At 49.1% G+C, this 20,036-nt stretch carries 16 protein-coding genes; 12 read left to right on the top strand and 4 right to left on the bottom strand.

Annotated features, from left to right (window positions below; genetic code table 11):
* Positions 1-85: 85 nt before the first annotated feature.
* From dgt to AC0IXI_RS19480, 3 genes are all read left to right on the top strand, one after another.
* A complete protein-coding gene (gene dgt / locus AC0IXI_RS19490; protein ID WP_134186994.1) occupies positions 86-1,600 on the top strand; it encodes a dGTPase in 1,515 nt (504 codons plus the stop codon).
* Between the two features lie 143 nt (positions 1,601-1,743).
* Positions 1,744-3,192 carry a serine endoprotease DegP gene (gene degP / locus AC0IXI_RS19485; RefSeq protein ID WP_134186992.1) on the top strand — a complete coding sequence of 483 codons (1,449 nt, stop codon included), beginning with the start codon at positions 1,744-1,746 and terminating at the stop codon, positions 3,190-3,192.
* Between the two features lie 167 nt (positions 3,193-3,359).
* The gene (locus tag AC0IXI_RS19480; protein WP_134186990.1) at positions 3,360-4,517 is read left to right on the top strand and encodes a CdaR family transcriptional regulator; all 1,158 of its coding nucleotides are present in this window, start codon (positions 3,360-3,362) and stop codon (positions 4,515-4,517) included.
* A 31-nt stretch (positions 4,518-4,548) separates the two neighbouring features.
* Here AC0IXI_RS19480 and AC0IXI_RS19475 read toward each other — a convergent pair whose 3' ends face one another.
* The 4 genes from AC0IXI_RS19475 to map form a co-directional block, all read right to left on the bottom strand.
* The gene (locus AC0IXI_RS19475) at positions 4,549-4,938 is read right to left on the bottom strand and encodes a DUF3461 family protein (RefSeq protein ID WP_034460862.1); all 390 of its coding nucleotides are present in this window, start codon (positions 4,936-4,938) and stop codon (positions 4,549-4,551) included.
* Positions 4,939-5,047: 109 nt separating this feature from the next.
* The gene (dapD, locus tag AC0IXI_RS19470; protein ID WP_034461055.1) at positions 5,048-5,872 is read right to left on the bottom strand and encodes a 2,3,4,5-tetrahydropyridine-2,6-dicarboxylate N-succinyltransferase; all 825 of its coding nucleotides are present in this window, start codon (positions 5,870-5,872) and stop codon (positions 5,048-5,050) included.
* 45 nt (positions 5,873-5,917) lie between these two features.
* Positions 5,918-8,590, bottom strand: a complete 2,673-nt coding sequence (gene glnD / locus AC0IXI_RS19465; RefSeq protein ID WP_471682958.1) for a bifunctional uridylyltransferase/uridylyl-removing protein GlnD — start codon at positions 8,588-8,590, stop codon at positions 5,918-5,920.
* 62 nt (positions 8,591-8,652) lie between these two features.
* Positions 8,653-9,447, bottom strand: coding sequence for a type I methionyl aminopeptidase (gene map, locus AC0IXI_RS19460; protein ID WP_413499493.1), 795 nt, complete (start codon positions 9,445-9,447; stop codon positions 8,653-8,655).
* Between the two features lie 311 nt (positions 9,448-9,758).
* Here map and rpsB point away from each other — a divergent pair, with 311 nt between their 5' ends.
* The 9 genes from rpsB (at position 9,759) to bamA (ending at position 20,011) form a co-directional block, all read left to right on the top strand.
* Entirely contained in the window at positions 9,759-10,484 is a 726-nt protein-coding gene (gene rpsB / locus AC0IXI_RS19455) for a 30S ribosomal protein S2 (protein WP_064516318.1), read from the top strand.
* Between the two features lie 153 nt (positions 10,485-10,637).
* Entirely contained in the window at positions 10,638-11,489 is an 852-nt protein-coding gene (gene tsf, locus AC0IXI_RS19450; protein ID WP_064516320.1) for a translation elongation factor Ts, read from the top strand.
* A 143-nt stretch (positions 11,490-11,632) separates the two neighbouring features.
* Complete coding sequence (gene pyrH / locus AC0IXI_RS19445) at positions 11,633-12,358, top strand: UMP kinase (RefSeq protein WP_064516322.1); 726 nt, start codon at positions 11,633-11,635, stop codon at positions 12,356-12,358.
* 160 nt (positions 12,359-12,518) lie between these two features.
* The gene (gene frr, locus AC0IXI_RS19440) at positions 12,519-13,076 is read left to right on the top strand and encodes a ribosome recycling factor (RefSeq protein ID WP_471682957.1); all 558 of its coding nucleotides are present in this window, start codon (positions 12,519-12,521) and stop codon (positions 13,074-13,076) included.
* 109 nt (positions 13,077-13,185) lie between these two features.
* Complete coding sequence (ispC, locus tag AC0IXI_RS19435; RefSeq protein ID WP_064516390.1) at positions 13,186-14,385, top strand: 1-deoxy-D-xylulose-5-phosphate reductoisomerase; 1,200 nt, start codon at positions 13,186-13,188, stop codon at positions 14,383-14,385.
* 186 nt (positions 14,386-14,571) lie between these two features.
* Positions 14,572-15,324 (top strand): (2E,6E)-farnesyl-diphosphate-specific ditrans,polycis-undecaprenyl-diphosphate synthase, encoded by a 753-nt coding sequence (gene ispU, locus AC0IXI_RS19430; RefSeq protein WP_064516324.1) that lies wholly within the window; start codon positions 14,572-14,574, stop codon positions 15,322-15,324.
* 18 nt (positions 15,325-15,342) lie between these two features.
* Positions 15,343-16,200, top strand: a complete 858-nt coding sequence (gene cdsA / locus AC0IXI_RS19425) for a phosphatidate cytidylyltransferase (RefSeq protein ID WP_064516326.1) — start codon at positions 15,343-15,345, stop codon at positions 16,198-16,200.
* A gap of 11 nt (positions 16,201-16,211) precedes the next feature.
* Entirely contained in the window at positions 16,212-17,564 is a 1,353-nt protein-coding gene (rseP, locus tag AC0IXI_RS19420; RefSeq protein ID WP_134186988.1) for a sigma E protease regulator RseP, read from the top strand.
* Positions 17,565-17,596: 32 nt separating this feature from the next.
* Complete coding sequence (gene bamA / locus AC0IXI_RS19415) at positions 17,597-20,011, top strand: outer membrane protein assembly factor BamA (protein ID WP_064516330.1); 2,415 nt, start codon at positions 17,597-17,599, stop codon at positions 20,009-20,011.
* The last annotated feature ends 25 nt before the right edge of the window (positions 20,012-20,036 follow it).

The raw sequence follows: 20,036 nt of genomic DNA, 5'->3' as shown, positions 1-20,036 counted from the left end.
CTCGCTAAAGTGTTAAATTACCTTCATAGTCTATCATGGCTGGCATCAAGGAATTAATCCGCTGTTAAAAGGCGCAGGAGATGGCATGAGTGAAATAGATTTCCGTAAGAAAATTAACTGGCACCGCCGTTTCCGCTCTCCTGAAGGGCTGAAGAACGAACATGAAATCCTGCGTATTTTTGAAAGCGATCGCGGGAGAATCGTTAACTCTCCGGCAATTCGCCGTTTGCAGCAGAAAACTCAAGTTTTCCCTCTGGAGCGTAATGCCTCTGTTCGCACACGTTTGACTCACTCGATGGAGGTTCAGCAAGTCGGCCGCTACATCGCCAAAGAAGTGCTGAGCCGCCTGAAGGAGCAGCAGGATCTTGAGCGCTTTGGGCTGCATGAGCTCACCGGCCCGTTTGAAAGCATCGTTGAAATGGCCTGCCTGATGCATGACATCGGTAACCCACCGTTCGGTCATTTTGGTGAGTCAGCTATTAATGACTGGTTCCGCCAGCGTTTATTCCCAACAGATGCCGGAAGCCAGCCGCGCAGCGACGATCGTTGCCGGGTTGAAGCTTTACGCCTGCGTGAAGGTGAAGATCAACTGAATGGCTTGCGCCACAAGGTGCGCCAGGATCTTTGTCAGTTCGAAGGCAATGCGCAGGGCATTCGCCTGGTACATAGTCTATTGCGTATGAATCTGACCTGGGCGCAGGTTGGTTGCATTCTCAAATATACGCGCCCGGCCTGGTTTGTTGGCGAGCCGCCAAAAAGCCACGCTTATCTGATGAAAAAACCTGGCTTCTATCTTTCTGAAGAGTCGTACATTGCCCGTTTGCGTACGGAGCTTGAACTGGGCGAATACAGCCGTTTCCCACTGACATGGATAATGGAAGCTGCGGATGATATTTCATACTGTGTGGCGGATCTGGAAGATGCGGTTGAGAAGCGCATTTTCAGCGTTGAACAACTTTATCAGCACTTATGTGATGCCTGGGGCGAGCATAGCAAAGGCGATCTTTTTGAGCATGTAGTGGATGAGGCCTGGGAGAAATCCCGTTCAAATCAGATGCGCCGCAGTACCGAAGATCAGTTCTTTATGTATCTGCGCGTCAATACGTTAAACCAGTTGGTGCCTTATGCCGCTCAACGTTTTATCGATAATATCAGCGATATATTTAGCGGCGAGTTCAATCACGCACTACTAGAAGATGACAGCCCTTTTGCGCGCCTGCTGGAGCTATATAAGCAGGTTGCATTTAAACATGTATTTAGTCACCCAGAAGTTGAGCAACTTGAGTTACAAGGTTATCGCGTTATCAGTGGCTTACTTGAAATTTACAGTCCATTACTCAATATATCAGTTGAGGATTTTGCTGAACTGGTGGAGAAAGAAAGTTTACGTCGTCTGCCGATTGAAACTCGATTGTTCCACAAATTATCGACAAAACATAGACTTGCGTATATTGAAGCCGTCAGTGATTTGACGCCGTCAGCCAGTGATTTCCCAGTATGGGAATATTATTACCGCTGTCGTCTAATTCAGGATTATATCAGCGGAATGACGGACTTATTCGCCTGGGATGAGTATCGGCGCCTGATGGCGGTGGAATAAGTTGCTCATTGAGTTTTGTAAAGACGGACAATAAATTTTTACTTTTTCCAGTGACTTATCGGCGGAACTTAGCGCCTCAATTGTCACTCTATATTGGCCTACACAGCAATTTTGCGTGACTTATTAACTTGAGACTGAAATCGATGAAAAAAACAACTTTAGCAATGAGCGCGCTGGCTCTTAGCCTGGGTTTGGCGCTGAGTCCTGTATCTGCAATTGCGGCAGAGACCGCTTCTTCTGTACCTGCAACCGCTGGGCAACCTATGCCAAGCCTTGCGCCGATGCTGGAAAAAGTGATGCCTTCCGTAGTGAGTATTAACGTTGAGGGGAGCACCACTGTTAATACGCCGCGTATGGGGCGTAACTTCCAGCAGTTCTTTGGTGATAATTCACCATTCTGTCAGGAAGGCTCTCCATTCCAGAGCTCTCCATTCTGCCAGGGTGGCCCGGCGGACCAAGGCCCTCAGGGCGGCGGTCAGCAGCAGAAATTTGCAGCACTGGGTTCTGGTGTAATTATTGACGCCGCTAAAGGCTATGTGGTGACAAACAACCACGTTGTTGATAATGCAACAAAAATTCAGGTTTCCCTGAGTGATGGACGTAAGTTTGAAGCAAAAGTGGTGGGTAAAGATCCACGTTCTGATATCGCACTGCTGCAGTTGCAGGACCCGAAAAACCTGACTGCGATAAAAATGGCCGACTCCGACGCACTGCGCGTTGGTGATTACACCGTAGCTATCGGTAACCCATATGGTCTGGGCGAAACCGTGACCTCCGGTATTGTTTCAGCTTTAGGTCGTAGTGGCCTGAACATTGAAAACTATGAGAACTTTATCCAGACCGATGCGGCAATCAACCGTGGTAACTCCGGTGGTGCACTGGTTAACCTTAATGGTGAGTTGATCGGGATTAACACTGCGATTCTGGCACCAGACGGTGGCAACATCGGTATCGGTTTTGCTATCCCAAGCAACATGGTGAAAAACCTGACTGCGCAGATGGTGCAGTATGGTCAAGTTAAGCGTGGCGAACTGGGTATCCTTGGGACTGAGCTGAACTCCGAGTTAGCAAAAGCGATGAAAGTTGACGCGCAACGTGGTGCATTCGTCAGCCAGGTTATGCCTAACTCTTCTGCTGCGAAAGCGGGCGTGAAAGCCGGTGACGTTGTGGTTTCCATGAACGGTAAAGCAATTAGTAGCTTCGCTGCCTTGCGCGCTGAAGTGGGTTCTATGCCAGTTGGCAGCAAACTGACTCTTGGCCTGCTGCGTGATGGCAAACCAGTATCAGTGAATCTGGAACTGCAACAAAGCAGCCAGACTCAGGTTGATTCAGCCACCATCTTTACGGGTATCGAAGGTGCTGAAATGAGCAACCGCAGCGGTAAAGATGAGAAGGGTGTCATCGTCAATAACGTAAAAGGCAATAGCCCTGCTGCACGTATTGGCCTGAAAAAAGGCGACATTATCATTGGTGTTAACCAGCAGGTTGTAAATAACATCGCTGAACTGCGCAAAATTCTGGACACCAAACCGTCTGTAATGGCGCTTAATATTCAGCGTGGCGACAGCACCATCTATCTGTTGATGCAGTAATTAATTGCCACTAAGTTCTCCTTAAACTATCAGGGCCGCAAATTGCGGCCCTTTTTTGTGAGCCTTACCACAACTCCATACTCTTCATCGGTGCTTTGTGCATTCGCACAATGCTGAGGCGATCCATCTCGCCTATGCTAGGCCATTAGCACGACTCAGGAGGACACATGGCTGGCTGGCACCTTGATACCAAAATGGCGCAGGACATTGTGGCGCGCACCATGACCATTATTGATACCAACATAAACGTGATGGATGCGCGTGGGCGAATCATTGGTAGTGGTGATAAAGAACGTATTGGTGAATTGCACGAAGGTGCATTGCTGGTGCTCTCCCAGGGACGTGTGGTTGATATTGATGATGCCGTAGCCCGGCATCTGCACGGCGTGCGTCAAGGGATAAACCTGCCACTGCGCATCGAAGGTGAAATTGTCGGTGTTATCGGTCTTACAGGGGAACCTGGCTCGCTGCGTAAGTACGGTGAGCTGGTGTGTATGACGGCGGAGATGATGCTTGAACAATCTCGTCTGATGCACTTGCTGGCACAAGACACTCGTCTGCGTGAAGAGTTAGTGATGAATTTGATTCAGGCTGAAGAACAGACACCGGCTTTGAGCGAATGGGCACAACGTTTGGGTATCGATCTGAATCAACCTCGAGTGGTCGCTGTTGTGGAAGTCGATAGTGGGCAGCTTGGCGTGGAAAGCGCTATGGAAGAGTTACAGCAGCTGCAAACTGCACTGACGACACCTGAGCGGAATAATTTGATAGCCATTGTGTCGTTAACTGAAATGGTGGTGCTAAAACCTGCGCTAAATCCTTTTGGCCGTTGGGATGCAGAAGATCACCGCAAGCGGGTAGAGCAGCTAATCAACCGTATGAAAGAAAATGGTCAGCTACGCTTTCGTGTCGCGCTGGGCAACTATTTTACCGGGTCTGGTAGTATTGCGCGCTCGTATCGAACCGCTCGCACTACCATGATGGTCGGCAAACAGCGTATGCCAGAAAGCCGGGGCTATTTTTACCAGGATTTGATGTTGCCGGTGCTGCTGGATAGTTTGCGTGGCGGATGGCAGGCGAATGAACTGGCTCGCCCTTTAGCTCGCCTGAAATCAATGGATAACAACGGGCTGCTGCGCCGAACGTTAAGCGCGTGGTTCCGCCATAACGTGCAGCCATTGGCAACGTCTAAGGCATTGTTTATTCATCGTAATACGCTCGAGTACCGACTTAACCGTATTTCGGAATTAACAGGGTTAGATTTAGGAAATTTTGACGATAGATTGCTGCTGTATGTGGCGTTGCAACTGGATGAGCAAAGATAATAAAAGGGCCGGAGATTCCGGCCCTTTTGCATTATTTACCGCGAGTTAACTTTTCAAGATCGGATTCAATTTCACTGATCTTGTGAGCAACTACAGATTCCAGATGGCGAAGATCGTCGAGGATTTTGCGTTTCAGATCCACTTCAGTGCGATCTCGTTGGCAAAGTTGATCTAATTCATCAATAACATAGCGCAGATTCGGGCTGATTTCCTGCACTTCTTTGTAACCCTGACCGACGCCATCGGCAACGACAGTTTTGCGCTGGCGTGGGTATTTAAACTTCACGCTTTTAGCGAAAAACTCGCCTTTATCCTTCTGGAAATAGATTTTCAGGATATCGTTATTGGCTTCCTGCCGGAGGCTGTAACGATCGATCTCATCAGGATTGGTAATACCCAGACTTTTCAAGTTATCGTACATAGTGTTACCTTTTTCGATATCAGCAATATCAAGATAATTAACGGAAATATCCTTTTCCGCTAGCCCTAAATGCTAAAAAGGCGGGAGAGCCCGCCTTTTGCATATTTTATTAGTCGATAGTGCGAAGCAGCTCGTTGATTCCAACTTTGCCGCGAGTTTTCGCGTCGACTTTTTTCACGATAACTGCACAGTACAGGCTGTACTTACCATCTTTAGATGGCAGGTTACCGGAAACGACCACGGAACCTGCTGGCACGCGGCCGTAATGTACTTCACCAGTTTCACGGTCATAAATGCGCGTGCTTTGGCCGATGTAAACGCCCATGGAAATCACAGAACCTTCTTCAACTATAACGCCTTCCACAACTTCTGAACGCGCGCCGATGAAGCAGTTATCTTCAATGATAGTTGGGTTAGCCTGTAATGGCTCCAGAACGCCACCGATGCCTACGCCACCAGACAGGTGAACGTTTTTACCAATCTGCGCACAAGAACCGACAGTTGCCCAGGTATCAACCATAGAGCCTTCATCAACATAAGCGCCGATGTTAACGTAAGAAGGCATCAGAACGGTGTTACGTGCGATGTATGCACCCTGGCGAACGGCCGCTGGTGGCACAACGCGGAAACCTTCTTTCTGGAAGCGTGCTTCGTCATAGTTGGCGAATTTCATCGGCACTTTGTCGAAGTAACGGCTTTCTGCGCCATCAATAACCTGGTTGTCATTGATACGGAAAGAAAGCAGAACGGCTTTCTTCAGCCATTGGTGGGTAACCCACTGGCCATCAATTTTTTCGGCAACGCGCAGCGCACCGCTGTCGAGCAGGGAGATGACCTGGTTTACCGCTTCACGAGTGACGGTATCAGCATTTGCCGGAGTGATTTCGGCGCGGCGCTCGAAAGCGGTTTCAATTACGTTTTGTAGCTGCTGCATTGGCATTGTGAACATTTTCCTGATTGTGACGAAATTAACAGACTGTTATTTATCGTTTGGATTAAGGGCTGCTGTCAACCGTTGCTGTACTTCCTCTTGCAACTCATTATTAAGAGCACGCCGATCAGCGGTAGCTATTATAAATAAATCTTCTACTCGCTCGCCAATTGTCGTAATTCTAGCCCCGTAAAGTGAAATTCCGAGGTCAGCAAACACTTCACCTACCCGCGCCAGTAAGCCTGGCTGATCCAACGCAATCAGTTCCAGGAATGTGCGCCTGTCAGTATGAGTAGGCAGGAAATTGACTTCGGTATCGACGGTAAAGTGGCGCAGTTTGGCGGACTGGCGGCGCGGTTGAGGCGTCTGCCAGCTGGCCTGCGTAATAGCCTGTTCAATACTGTGGCGGATGAGTTCGTGCCTGTCGGCGGAAAGCGGGCTGCCATCCGGCTCCAGCACAATAAAGGTGTCCATTGCCATGCCGTCACGCGTGGTAAAGATTTGCGCGTCATGAACGCTCAGGTTGCGCCTGTCCAGCTCGGCACAAACAGCGGCGAACAGGTGAGGGCGATCAGGGCTCCAGATGAAGATTTCGGTACCACCACGTGTTGCCTGTGGGCTAAGCAAAATCATCGGTTTGCTGAGGTCGTGCTTGAGCAAGTGTCGCGCATGCCATGCAATTTGGTTTGGCGTGTGGCGAACAAAATAGTTGGCTCGACAGCGGCGCCAGATATTGTGCAGCGCCTCTTCGTTGATGTTATCCATACGCAGTAACGCCAGCGCCTGAAGTTGATGGTGGCGCACACGCTCACGCATATCCGGGCTGTTTTGCATCCCACGACGCAGCTGTTTTTCTGTGGCGAAATAGAGTTCCCGCAACAAACTCTGTTTCCAGCTATTCCATAAGGTTTCGTTGGTCGCACAGATATCAGCGACGGTCAGGCAAACCAGGTAACGCAGGCGGTTTTCAGTCTGCACTTCTTCAGCAAACTGCTTAATCACTTCCGGGTCCTGGATATCACGGCGCTGCGCGGTGACTGACATCAGCAAATGTTGGCGCACCAGCCACGCGACAAGTTGCGTCTCGCGAGAGTTCAACCCGTGCAGTTCGGCAAATTTTATAACGTCCTCCGCGCCGAGAACCGAGTGATCCCCGCCACGGCCTTTGGCGATGTCATGGAACAGGGCTGCAATCAATATAAGCTCTGGATGCGACAGGCGCGGCCAGAGATCGACACATAATGGATGCTTCGGACGGGTTTCTTCTTTCGCGAAGCTTTCCAGTTTTTGCAGCACGCGAATCGTGTGTTCATCCACCGTATACGCATGGAACAGGTCAAACTGCATCTGCCCGACGATATGCGACCACTGCGGCATATACGCCCACAACACGCTGTGGCGGTGCATTGGCAATAAGGCGCGGCTCACGGCACCGGGGTGGCGCAATATCGTGAGGAACAGCTCGCGCGCTTCCGGAATGTAGCAAAGCGGCTGTACTAAATGGCGACGCGCATGACGCAAATGGCGTAGGGTGGTTGAGTAAATTCCGGTGATGTCACGGTTACGCACCATCATGTAAAACATACGCAAAATAGCCTGCGGTTCACGCATAAATAGCGTTTCGTCACGCAGATCAATCAGAGTGCCGCGTAACTGGAAGTCATCATCAAGTGGGCGCGGTTTTTCGCTGGCATCTAACGCAAGAATCGCTTCATCAAACAACTGCAACAGCATTTGGTTAAGCTCACCGACGCGACGGGTCACACGATAGAAATCTTTCATCATGTTTTCGACCGGCTGATTGCCTTCACCGTTGTAATCCAGACGTTGAGCAACGCTGAGCTGCCTGTCGAATAACAAACGGTTGTCATAGCGATTTACTTCGAGATGTAAAGCGAAGCGAATACGCCACAGCAAGTGTTGGCACTCATCCAGTTCATTTCTTTCTGCTTCGGTTAAAAAACCAAAGCCGACCATTTCACTCATGGACGTGGCACCAAAATGGCGACGCGCGACCCATTGCAGCGTATGGATGTCACGCAAACCGCCGGGGCTGCTTTTGATATCTGGCTCGAGGTTATAACTTGTGCCGTGGTAACGCTGATGACGAACATTTTGCTCATCAATTTTTGCGGCAAAGAACTTGGCAGATGGCCAGAAACCGTCGCTGAAAATGTGTTTTTGCAGTTCAAGGAAGAGTGCGACATCGCCAATCAGTAAGCGTGACTCAATCAGGTTGGTGGCAACTGTTAAATCAGACAGGCCTTCGAGCAGGCACTCTTCAAGCGTGCGTACGCTGTGGCCGACTTCTAACTTTACGTCCCATAGCAGCGTGAGAAGTTCACCGATTTTCTGGGATTGCGGCTCGCTCAGACGTTTACGGCTGAGTATCAGCAAATCAATATCAGATAACGGATGAAGTTCACCGCGCCCGTAACCACCCACCGCGACGAGCGCGGTTTCAGCGACATCACCAAAACCGTAGTTTACCCACAACCGTTGCAGTAACTGGTCGATAAACTCGGTGCGGGCATCGATAAGTTTTTCGGCGGAAATACCGTCGTCAAATGCTGTCCCCAACCACTGCTGGAAAGTGTCGAGGCGGGCTTTGATTTCGGCGCAATTAAGCTCTGAGTCTGTCCAGTTGACAGGGTATTCAGGTTGCCCGGAAATCTCAGGAAGCACTGTGGTTGCGTACTGCTCGGGTAAGCTCGGTGTCATGTCGCCATCCATAAAAAAAGCCGGCATAAGCCGGCTTCGATTGCTGACTTTCGCCAGGCATATCACTCGTTATGCGAAATCACCGCGGGGATGGTGTCATCTTTGCGTAAAGTGAGAATTTCGCAGCCGTTATCTGTCACCACAATAGTATGCTCGTATTGTGCAGACAAGCTGCGATCTTTGGTTTTCACCGTCCAGCCGTCTTTCATGGTGCGAATGCGGTAATCGCCGGAGTTCACCATCGGCTCGATAGTGAAAGTCATGCCCGGTTGCAGCACCACGCCACCGTCATCAGCATCGTAATGCAGCACTTGCGGTTCTTCGTGGAATACGCGGCCAATACCGTGTCCACAGTATTCGCGAACCACAGAAAAACCTTCAGCTTCAACGAACTTCTGAATGGCTGCACCCAGAGTGCGCAGGCGAATACCTGGTTTTACCATGCGAAGAGACAAATACAGGCTTTCTTGAGTCACGCGGCACAGACGCTCACCCAGAATGGTCGGTTTGCCAACGATGAACATTTTTGAGGTGTCGCCGTGGTATTCATCTTTGATAACGGTAACGTCGATGTTGACGATGTCACCATCTTTCAGGAGTTTAGCGTCATCAGGAATACCGTGGCAGACCACTTCATTAATGGAGATGCACACGGATTTCGGGAAGCCATGGTAGCCGAGGCACGCGGAAACCGCTTGCTGTTGGTTAACAATGTAATCGTTACAAATACGGTCCAGTTCGCCAGTGGAAATGCCCGGTCGTACGTGGGATTCAATCATTTCCAGCACTTCAGCGGCAAGGCGGCCCGCAACGCGCATTTTTTCGATTTCTTCAGGTGTTTTAATTGAGATAGCCATTCATTCGATCCGCAGGTGTCGTCGTTATCGACAATAATTGAGCAGTAGTAGGGTAATGGTATCAGGGCCTACGATCGGTGCCAAATCGAGAATCGGTGTGCGCACTATCCACTAACAACTATTGGAGTCCGGGTCTGTTTTATGGTATAAAGCGCGCCGGACTTGTATTCCGATTTTTCGGATACGGCCAACACTCTCACTTTGTGTAAATAACACACACGTATCGACACATATTCCGGGGTGCCCTTAGGGGTCGGTAATATGGGATACGTGGAGGCTTAACCCCATACTTTTATATAGAGGTTTTAATCATGGCAACTGTTTCCATGCGCGACATGCTCAAGGCTGGTGTTCACTTCGGTCACCAAACCCGTTACTGGAACCCGAAAATGAAGCCTTTCATCTTCGGCGCTCGTAACAAAGTTCACATCATCAACCTTGAAAAAACTGTACCTATGTTCAACGAAGCTTTGGCTGAACTGAGCAAGATTTCTTCTCGTAAAGGCAAAATCCTTTTCGTTGGTACTAAGCGTGCTGCAAGCGAACCAGTAAAAGAAGCTGCTCTGAGCTGCGATCAGTTCTTCGTGAACCATCGCTGGTTGGGCGGTATGCTGACTAACTGGAAAACTGTTCGTCAGTCCATCAAACGTCTGAAAGACCTGGAAATCCAGTCTCAGGACGGTACCTTCGACAAACTGACCAAGAAAGAAGCGCTGATGCGTACCCGTGAGCTGATTAAGTTAGAAAACAGCCTCGGCGGTATCAAAGACATGGGCGGCTTGCCGGATGCACTGTTTGTAATCGACGCTGATCACGAACACATTGCAATCAAAGAAGCGAACAACCTGGGTATCCCAGTATTCTCTATCGTTGATACTAACTCCGATCCAGATGGCGTTGATTTCGTTATCCCTGGTAACGACGATGCAATCCGTGCTGTAACCCTGTATCTGGGTGCTGTAGCTGCTACCGTTCGTGAAGGCCGCTCTCAGGATCTGGCTTCTCAGGCAGAAGAAAGCTTCGTAGAAGCTGAATAATAAGGTTCGCTCTTATTTGAGCTCTTATTAACCAGGTATTGAATAGTTTGGTTAGGGGGCCTGTCTCAGGCCCCCTTTTTATTTTGAGCCAGGGTTCGTCTATTTCGTGGACCAGGGCTTATCTCTCTCTACGAGATAACCGAGGATTTTAGAATGGCTGATATTACTGCTGCTCTGGTAAAAGAACTGCGTGAACGTACTGGCGCAGGCATGATGGATTGCAAAAAGTCACTGACTGAAGCTAATGGCGACATCGAGCTGGCAATCGAAAACATGCGTAAGTCTGGTGCGATCAAAGCAGCTAAGAAAGCAGGCAACGTAGCTGCTGACGGCGTGATCAAAACTAAGATCGCAGACGGCTACGCTGTGATTCTGGAAGTTAACTGCCAGACTGACTTCGTTGCTAAAGATGGTGGTTTCCAGGCATTTGCTGACAAAGTGCTGGACGCTGCTGCTGCAGGCAAAGTTACTGACATCGAAGTACTGAAAGCACAGTTCGAAGAAGAGCGTGTTGCACTGGTTGCTAAAATCGGTGAGAACATCAACATTCGTCGTGTCGCTGTTCTGGAAGGTGATGTTCTGGGTAGCTACCTGCACGGTGCTCGCATCGGTGTTGTTGTTGCAGCTAAAGGCGCTGACGAAGAGCTGGTTAAGCAAATCGCTATGCACGTTGCTGCAAGCAAGCCAGAATTCGTTAAGCCAGAAGACGTGTCTGCTGAAGTTGTTGAGAAAGAGTACCAGGTTCAGCTGGACATCGCTATGCAGTCTGGCAAGCCGAAAGAAATCGCAGAGAAAATGGTTGAAGGCCGCATGAAGAAATTCACCGGTGAAGTTTCTCTGACTGGTCAGCCTTTCGTTATCGAGCCAAGCAAAACTGTTGGTCAGTTGCTGAAAGAGCACAATGCTGACGTAACTGGCTTCATCCGCTTTGAAGTGGGCGAAGGCATCCAGAAAGTTGAGACTGACTTCGCAGCAGAAGTTGCTGCAATGTCCAAGCAGTCTTAATTTTTAAAGGGAGCCGCCAATTGGCGGTTCCTTTTTATCTGGCTTTAAAAATCAGCCTGCTCTGATACAGATCTTGTTGATATGCGACATTATGTCGTCTGAATTTACCATCCCCATTCGTTGACTGTTCCCAGGAAAGAATCATGGCTACCAATGCAAAACCTGTCTACAAACGCATTCTGCTCAAGCTAAGCGGCGAAGCGCTGCAAGGTACCGAAGGCTTCGGTATTGATGCAAGCATCCTTGATCGTATGGCTCAGGAAATTAAAGAGCTGGTTGAATTGGGTATTCAGGTCGGGGTGGTGATTGGTGGTGGCAACTTATTCCGCGGTGCAGGCCTGGCAAAAGCCGGTATGAACCGTGTTGTGGGCGACCACATGGGCATGCTGGCAACCGTAATGAACGGCCTGGCAATGCGTGATGCGCTTCATCGCGCCTATGTGAACGCCCGCCTGATGTCTGCTATTCCATTGAATGGCGTATGTGATAACTACAGCTGGGCAGAAGCTATCAGCTTGCTGCGCAATAACCGCGTAGTTATCCTGGCAGCTGGTACCGGTAATCCGTTCTTTACTACTGACTCTGCTGCGTGTTTGCGTGGAATTGAGATTGAAGCGGACGTAGTACTGAAAGCCACAAAAGTAGATGGCGTGTTTACTGCGGATCCGGTTCAAGATCCTACCGCCACGCTTTGTGAGCAATTGACCTATACCGAAGTACTGGAAAAAGAACTGAAAGTGATGGATTTGGCGGCGTTTACGCTGGCCCGCGATCACAAAATACCGATTCGTGTTTTCAATATGAACAAACCTGGTGCGCTTCGCCGTGTTGTGATGGGTGAAAAAGAAGGCACATTGATCACTGAGTAATTTCAGTCGATGCTTAATCAGGGTAAGATTCAGTTTCAGATAGTGTTAACAGGCAACCCCAACGGGCGCCATGAATAAACAGGGCTATACTTAGCTCGCAGCGTCTGCATAGCGGCGTGAAGTGTGGTCTGCCCTAAACCAGTTTTCAAGGATTCGTAACGTGATTAGCGATATCAGAAAAGATGCCGAAGTGCGTATGGAAAAATGCGTAGAAGCGTTCAAAACCCAAATCAGTAAAATCCGCACCGGCCGCGCCTCACCATCTCTGCTGGACGGCATCATTGTGGAGTATTACGGCACCCCAACTCCACTGCGCCAATTGGCAAGCGTAACGGTTGAAGATTCTCGCACACTGAAGATCAACGTGTTTGACCGCTCACTGAGCCAGGCCGTTGAGAAAGCGATCATGACTTCCGACCTCGGTCTGAACCCAAGCTCTGCTGGTACTGACATTCGTGTTCCACTACCTGCACTGACTGAAGAACGTCGTAAAGATCTGATCAAAATTGTACGTGGCGAAGCTGAAGGCGCACGCGTGGCGGTTCGTAACGTTCGCCGTGATGCTAACGACAAAGTTAAAGCGCTGCTGAAAGATAAAGAAATCAGTGAAGATGACGATCGCCGTTCTCAGGGCGACGTTCAGAAAATGACTGATGCTGCTATCAAGAAAGTAGATGCTGCACTTGCTGAGAAAGAAGCTGAGTTGATGCAGTTCTAATCCGTTGAGATGACGGATCAAACGCCGTATGCAAGCCGTGGCTCATGCCACGATTATTGTCTACGGCGTTTTTTATTTGATTATTCATACTAAAACTCCAGAGCGTCCCATGAAGCAACTGACCATTCTTGGCTCTACCGGATCTATCGGTACCAGTACCCTCAGCGTTGTTCGTCATAATCCTGATAAGTTTTCCGTCACGGCCCTGGTTGCCGGGAAAAATGTCGCGCGCATGGCTGAGCAGTGCCTGGAGTTCAAGCCTCGCTGGGCAGTAATGGATGATGAAGTCTCTGCCGGTGAGTTACGCCGTTTGCTCAAAGAGCAGGGGAGTCGCACTGAAGTTCTGGCGGGGCAGCAGGCGGCTTGTGAAATGGCTGCGCTGGACGAAGTGAATCAGGTTATGGCAGCTATTGTTGGGGCAGCAGGTCTGTTACCCACGCTTGCGGCGATTGCGGCGGGTAAGCAAGTTTTGCTGGCAAATAAAGAAGCACTGGTGACTTGTGGGCGTCTGTTTATGGATGCTGTACAACGAAGCCACGCACAGCTTCTGCCTATCGACAGCGAACACAACGCAATTTTTCAGAGTTTACCGGAAACAATTCAGCAAAACCTCGGGTACGCTGAACTTGAGGGTAATGGCGTTTCGTCGATTATTCTTACCGGATCAGGTGGCCCATTCCGTGAGACGCCGTTAGGTGAACTGACAGTAATGACTCCGGACCAGGCTTGTAGCCATCCGAACTGGTCGATGGGGCGTAAAATCTCAGTCGACTCGGCCACCATGATGAACAAAGGTCTCGAATACATTGAAGCTCGTTGGCTATTCAATGCTTCAGCTAAACAAATGGAAGTACTGATACATCCGCAGTCGGTTATCCACTCGATGGTTCGTTATCGTGATGGTAGTGTGCTGGCGCAGTTAGGCGCTCCAGATATGCGCACGCCTATCGCGCACGCCATGGCATTTCCTGAGCGCGTGCAGTCAGGTGTTGAACCGCTCGATTTTTGTAAAATCGGCACTTTCACCTTTATGGAACCGGACTATCATCGCTATCCTTGTCTGAAGCTTGCGATGGAAGCATTTGAGCAAGGACAGGCTGCAACGACCGTACTGAACGCAGCAAATGAAATTGTGGTTGAGGCTTTCTTGCAACAACAGCTACGTTTTACAGACATTGCTTCCTTAAATCGTGCCGTCCTTGATAGTGTTGAATTGACTGAGCCGAAGAGTGTGGAAGAGGTTCTTGCTGTTGATGCGAAAGCACGCGAGGTTGCCCGAGGTTTGGTGACGCGCATCGCTTCTCGATGATTATTTATTCAGCTGATATGCCTCTATTTGTTAGCTTTGTGCTTCAGTGATATAGTCTGCGCCATCTTTCGGCCAGGAATAACTGACTGAAAGATTGGTAAGCCGTGTTATAGCACGGCTTTTTTATGTAAAAGCTGAGATCATTCTGAGTACCGCTTAATCCTTATCTGGGAATAATTACGCGTTATGTTGTCTGCAAACCAACAATTAAGCGAAACACAATCCGAACATGGCGCGCGCCATGTTGCCATTATTATGGATGGCAACGGTCGCTGGGCGAAACGACAAGGGAAGATGAGGGTTTCCGGCCATAAGGCTGGGGCGAAATCTGTTCGCCGGGCGGTAAGTTTTGCGGCAAATAATGGTATAGATGCACTTACGCTCTATGCTTTTAGTAGTGAAAACTGGAATCGTCCAGCTCAAGAAGTTAGCGCACTAATGGAGTTGTTTGTGTGGGCTTTAGACAGTGAAGTCAAAAGTCTGCATCGTCACAATGTCCGTTTGCGTATTATCGGCGATATCAGCCGATTCAATGCTCGCCTGCAAGAACGTATCAAAAAAGCCGAAGACTTAACGAGTGCCAACACAGGTTTGACTCTCAATATTGCCGCGAACTATGGCGGTCGTTGGGATATTATTCAAGGTGTGCGGCATCTTGCCGAACAGGTGCAAGAAGGCTTACTACGTCCAGACCAGATTGATGAAGAGATGCTGAGTAAGCAAATCTGCATGAATGAACTGGCTCCCGTAGATTTAGTAATTAGGACAGGGGGAGAGCATCGTATTAGTAACTTTCTGATTTGGCAGATTGCCTATGCAGAACTTTATTTCACCGATGTTCTTTGGCCTGATTTCGATGAACAAGACTTTGAAGGTGCACTAAATGCTTTTGCAAATCGAGAGCGTCGTTTTGGCGGCACAGCACCTGGTAGTGAGTAAGCCTGTTGGGGGTCACTTTTGCTGAAGTATCGCCTGCTTTCTGCGTTTATTTTAATCCCGGTGGTTATTGCCGCGTTATTCTGGCTTCCACCAGTAGGATTTGCTATTACAACCCTCGTGGTATGTATGCTGGCAGCCTGGGAATGGGGACAATTGGCAGGTTTTAAAGCACGTTCTCAACGTGTATGGCTTGCTGTATTGTGTGGTCTGTTACTGGCATTAATGCTTTATGCATTACCCGAATACCAGCGTACGGTTCATATTCCGTTGATTGAGGCTTCGCTATGGGCATCACTTGCCTGGTGGTTTGCCGCGCTGTTACTGGTGTTGTTTTATCCGGGTTCTGCATCAATCTGGCGCAACTCAAAAACATTGCGTCTATTGTTTGGCGTATTAACGATTGTGCCGTTTTTCTGGGGCATGATTGTATTACGTAACTGGCATTACGATATTAACCACTACACTGGCTCAATCTGGCTGTTGTATGTGATGGTTCTGGTCTGGGGTGCAGACTCCGGTGCTTATATGTTTGGCAAAATGTTTGGCAAACACAAATTAGCGCCGAAAGTGTCTCCGGGTAAAACCTGGCAGGGCTTCTTTGGTGGGTTGTTCACTTCTGCGATTATCTCCGTGCTGTTCGGCATGTGGGCGAATCTGGATGTGTCACCGGCTATTCTGTTGACCTGTTCGGTTATTGCCGCTCTTGCTTCAGTATTGGGCGATTTAACCGAAAGTATGTTTAAGCGTGAAGCAGGGATTAAAGATAGCGGTCACCTGATCCCCGGTCATGGTGGTATCCTTGACCGCATTGATAGCCTCACAGCAGCAGTACCGGTATTTGCCTGTCTGTTATTGCTGGTATTCAGGACGATTTAACGGAAGGTTATATGCTGAGCTTACTCTGGAATTTGGCTGCGTTTATTGTCGCACTGGGTGTATTAATTACCGTGCATGAGTTCGGCCATTTCTGGGTTGCTCGCCGCTGTGGTGTCAAAGTAGAGCGCTTTTCCATTGGTTTTGGTAAAGCGCTCTGGCGTCGTTCCGATCGCCACGGTACCGAATTTGTAATCGCCCTGATCCCACTGGGTGGTTATGTCAAAATGCTTGATGAGCGTGTTGAGCCGGTTACGCCGGAACTACGCCATCAGGCCTTTAATAACAAAACCGTTTCTCAACGCGCTGCAATTATTGCAGCCGGTCCTATTGCTAACTTTATCTTCGCTGTGTTTGCCTACTGGCTGGTGTTTATCATCGGTGTCCCTGGTGTTCGTCCGGTTGTTGGTGAAGTAATGCCCAACTCGATAGCAGCAGAAGCACAAATTGCACCAGGCATGGAACTTAAAGCGATAGATGGTATCGAAACGCCTGACTGGGAATCGGTTCAACTTGAGTTGATGGCAAAGATTGGTGATGACAGTGTTAATCTTACGCTGGCACCACTAGGTTCAAATCTGAAAAGTGAGAAAACGCTTGATTTGCGCCACTGGCAATTTGAGCCAGAAAAGCAGGATCCGATTACTTCATTAGGCATCGGACCTCGCCGTCCGCAAATTGAAACGGTATTACAAGAAGTACAGCCCGATTCCGCAGCGAGCAAAGCGGGTTTGCAAGCCGGGGACAGGATCGTTAAAGTCAACGGTGCGGCGCTTGCTCAGTGGACAGAATTTGTTAGTCAGGTGCGTGACAATCCAGGTCACCCACTGGAGCTAGAAATAGAAAGACAAGGGGCACTCTTGTCTTTAACGCTGATACCGGATACAAAACCGGGTAAAGCGAAGGCTGAAGGGTTTGCGGGGGTAGTACCAAAAGTTATCCCGCTGCCTGATGAGTATAAAACAGTACGCCAGTATGGGCCGTTTGCTGCTGTCGCAGAAGCCACAGATAAAACCTGGCAACTGATGAAGCTTACAGTCAACATGCTGGGAAAATTAATAACCGGTGACATCAAACTGAATAACCTCAGTGGGCCAATCTCTATAGCTCAAGGGGCAGGGATGTCAGCGGAATCTGGGTTGATTTACTATCTGATGTTCCTGGCGCTGATTAGCGTTAATCTGGGGATAATCAACCTGTTTCCGTTACCCGTCCTGGACGGGGGGCATCTGCTCTTTTTGGCGATTGAAAAGCTAAAGGGTGGGCCGGTTTCCGAGCGAGTTCAAGACTTTAGTTACCGCATTGGCTCTATATTGCTGGTGCTGTTGATGGGGCTTGCACTTTTCAATGATTTCTCTCGGTTTTAGAGAGAATAGGTTAGGAAGAACGCATAACAACGATGGCGATGAAAAAGTTGCTCATAGCGTCGCTGCTGTTTAGCAGCGCCACCGTATACGGTGCAGACGGGTTCGTGGTGAAGGATATTCATTTCGAAGGCCTGCAGCGAGTCGCCGTCGGTGCGGCCCTCCTCAGCATGCCGGTTCGCGTAGGCGATACTGTCTCTGACGAGGATATCAGTAATACTATTCGTTCACTGTTTGCTACCGGGAACTTCGAAGATGTCCGGGTACTTCGTGATGGCGAAACGTTAGTTGTTCAGGTGAAAGAACGCCCGACAATCGCGAGTATTACCTTCTCCGGTAACAAGTCCGTGAAGGACGACATGCTCAAGCAGAACCTCGAGGCTTCTAGTGTGCGTGTCGGCGAATCACTGGATAGAACGACCCTGGCTGATATTGAAAAAGGGCTGGAAGATTTCTACTACAGCGTTGGTAAGTACAGTGCCAGCGTGAAAGCCGTTGTTACGCCATTGCCGCGTAACCGTGTTGACCTGAAACTGGTATTCCAGGAAGGCGTTTCTGCCAAAATTCAGCAAATCAACATCGTCGGCAACCATGCGTTTACGACTGATGAACTCATTTCGCATTTCCAGTTGCGCGATGAAGTGCCATGGTGGAACGTGGTGGGTGACCGTAAATACCAGAAACAGAAGCTGGCCGGCGACCTCGAAACGCTGCGCAGTTACTATCTGGATCGCGGTTATGCACGCTTTAACATCGATTCGACTCAGGTCAGTTTGACGCCTGATAAGAAAAGCATTTACGTGACCATCAACGTTACAGAAGGCGATCAATACAAGATTGCTGGCGTGACGGTGAACGGTAATCTGGCAGGGCACTCAGCAGAAATTGAAACGCTGACTAAACTCAAACCAGGTGAGCTTTATAACGGCACCAAAGTGACCAAGATGGAAGACGACATCAAGAAATTGTTGGGTCGTTATGGTTACGCCTATCCACGAGTGCAGACACAACCTGAAATCAACGATGCAGATAAGACCGTTAAACTGCATGTGAACGTTGATTCTGGTAACCGTTACTACGTGCGTAAAATTCGTTTTGAAGGCAACGACACCAGTAAAGATTCAGTCCTGCGTCGCGAAATGCGCCAAATGGAAGGGACTTGGCTGGGTAGCGATCTTGTGAACTCAGGTAAAGATCGTCTGAATCGTTTGGGTTACTTCGAAACTGTAGATGTTGATACGCAACGTGTGTCAGGTAGCCCTGACCAGGTTGATGTGGTCTACAAAGTTAAAGAGCGCAACACCGGTAGTTTCAACTTTGGTGTGGGTTACGGTACTGAAAGTGGTATCAGTTTCCAGGTCGGTGTCCAACAGGATAACTGGTTAGGAACAGGCTACTCGGTTGGTATCAACGGTACCAAAAACGATTATCAGACATATGCTGAATTGTCGGTAACCGATCCGTACTTTACAGTTGATGGCGTGAGCCTCGGTGGCCGTCTCTTCTACAATGACTTTAAAGCTGATGACGCGGATCTTTCTGACTACACCAACACAAGTTATGGTGTGGACGGAACGCTTGGCTTCCCGGTTAACGAAAACAACACATTGCGTCTGGGCTTAGGTTACGTGCATAACGACCTGTCCAACATGCAGCCACAGGTTGCGATGTGGCGTTATTTGGATTCTGTTGGTCAATCGGCTAGCACATCATCTGATGACAATGGTTTTGCTGCAGATGACTTCACGCTGAACTATGGTTGGACGTACAACAAGCTTGACCGTGGTTACTTCCCAACAGAAGGCTCACGCGTAAACCTGAACGGTAAAGTGACCGTTCCGGGTTCAGATAACGAGTTCTATAAAGTGACTCTGGATACTGCGAGCTACTTCCCAATTGATGAGGATCATACCTGGGTCATGTTAGGACGTACTCGTTGGGGCTACGGTGATGGTCTTGGCGGCAAAGAAATGCCGTTCTATGAGAACTTCTATGCCGGTGGTTCCAGTACTGTTCGTGGTTTCCAGTCAAATAACATTGGTCCTAAAGCTGTTTATTACGGCGGCAATGATACAGATAACTGTAACAAAGCTTCGTCAACTGAAGTTTGTAGTTCTGACGATGCAGTCGGTGGTAACGCAATGGCAGTGGCAAGTCTTGAACTTATCACGCCAACGCCGTTCTTGAGCGAGAAGTACGCGAACTCTGTGCGTACTTCCGTGTTCATGGACATGGGTACTGTTTGGGATACTAACTGGGATAATACCAAGTATTCTGCAGACGGGATTCCGGACTACAGTGACCCAAGTAATATTCGTATGTCAGCAGGTATCGCATTGCAATGGATGTCACCGCTGGGGCCGTTGGTCTTCTCTTATGCCCAACCGTTCAAGAAGTACGAAGGCGACAAAGCGGAACAGTTCCAGTTTAACATTGGTAAAACCTGGTAACTGTTCTGTGCGAAGGAATGCATAA

This window comes from Buttiauxella sp. AC038 (genome assembly GCF_979253565.1).
Note: the sequence above shows the minus strand (reverse complement) of the source record. Positions and strands in the feature narration are given on the sequence as shown.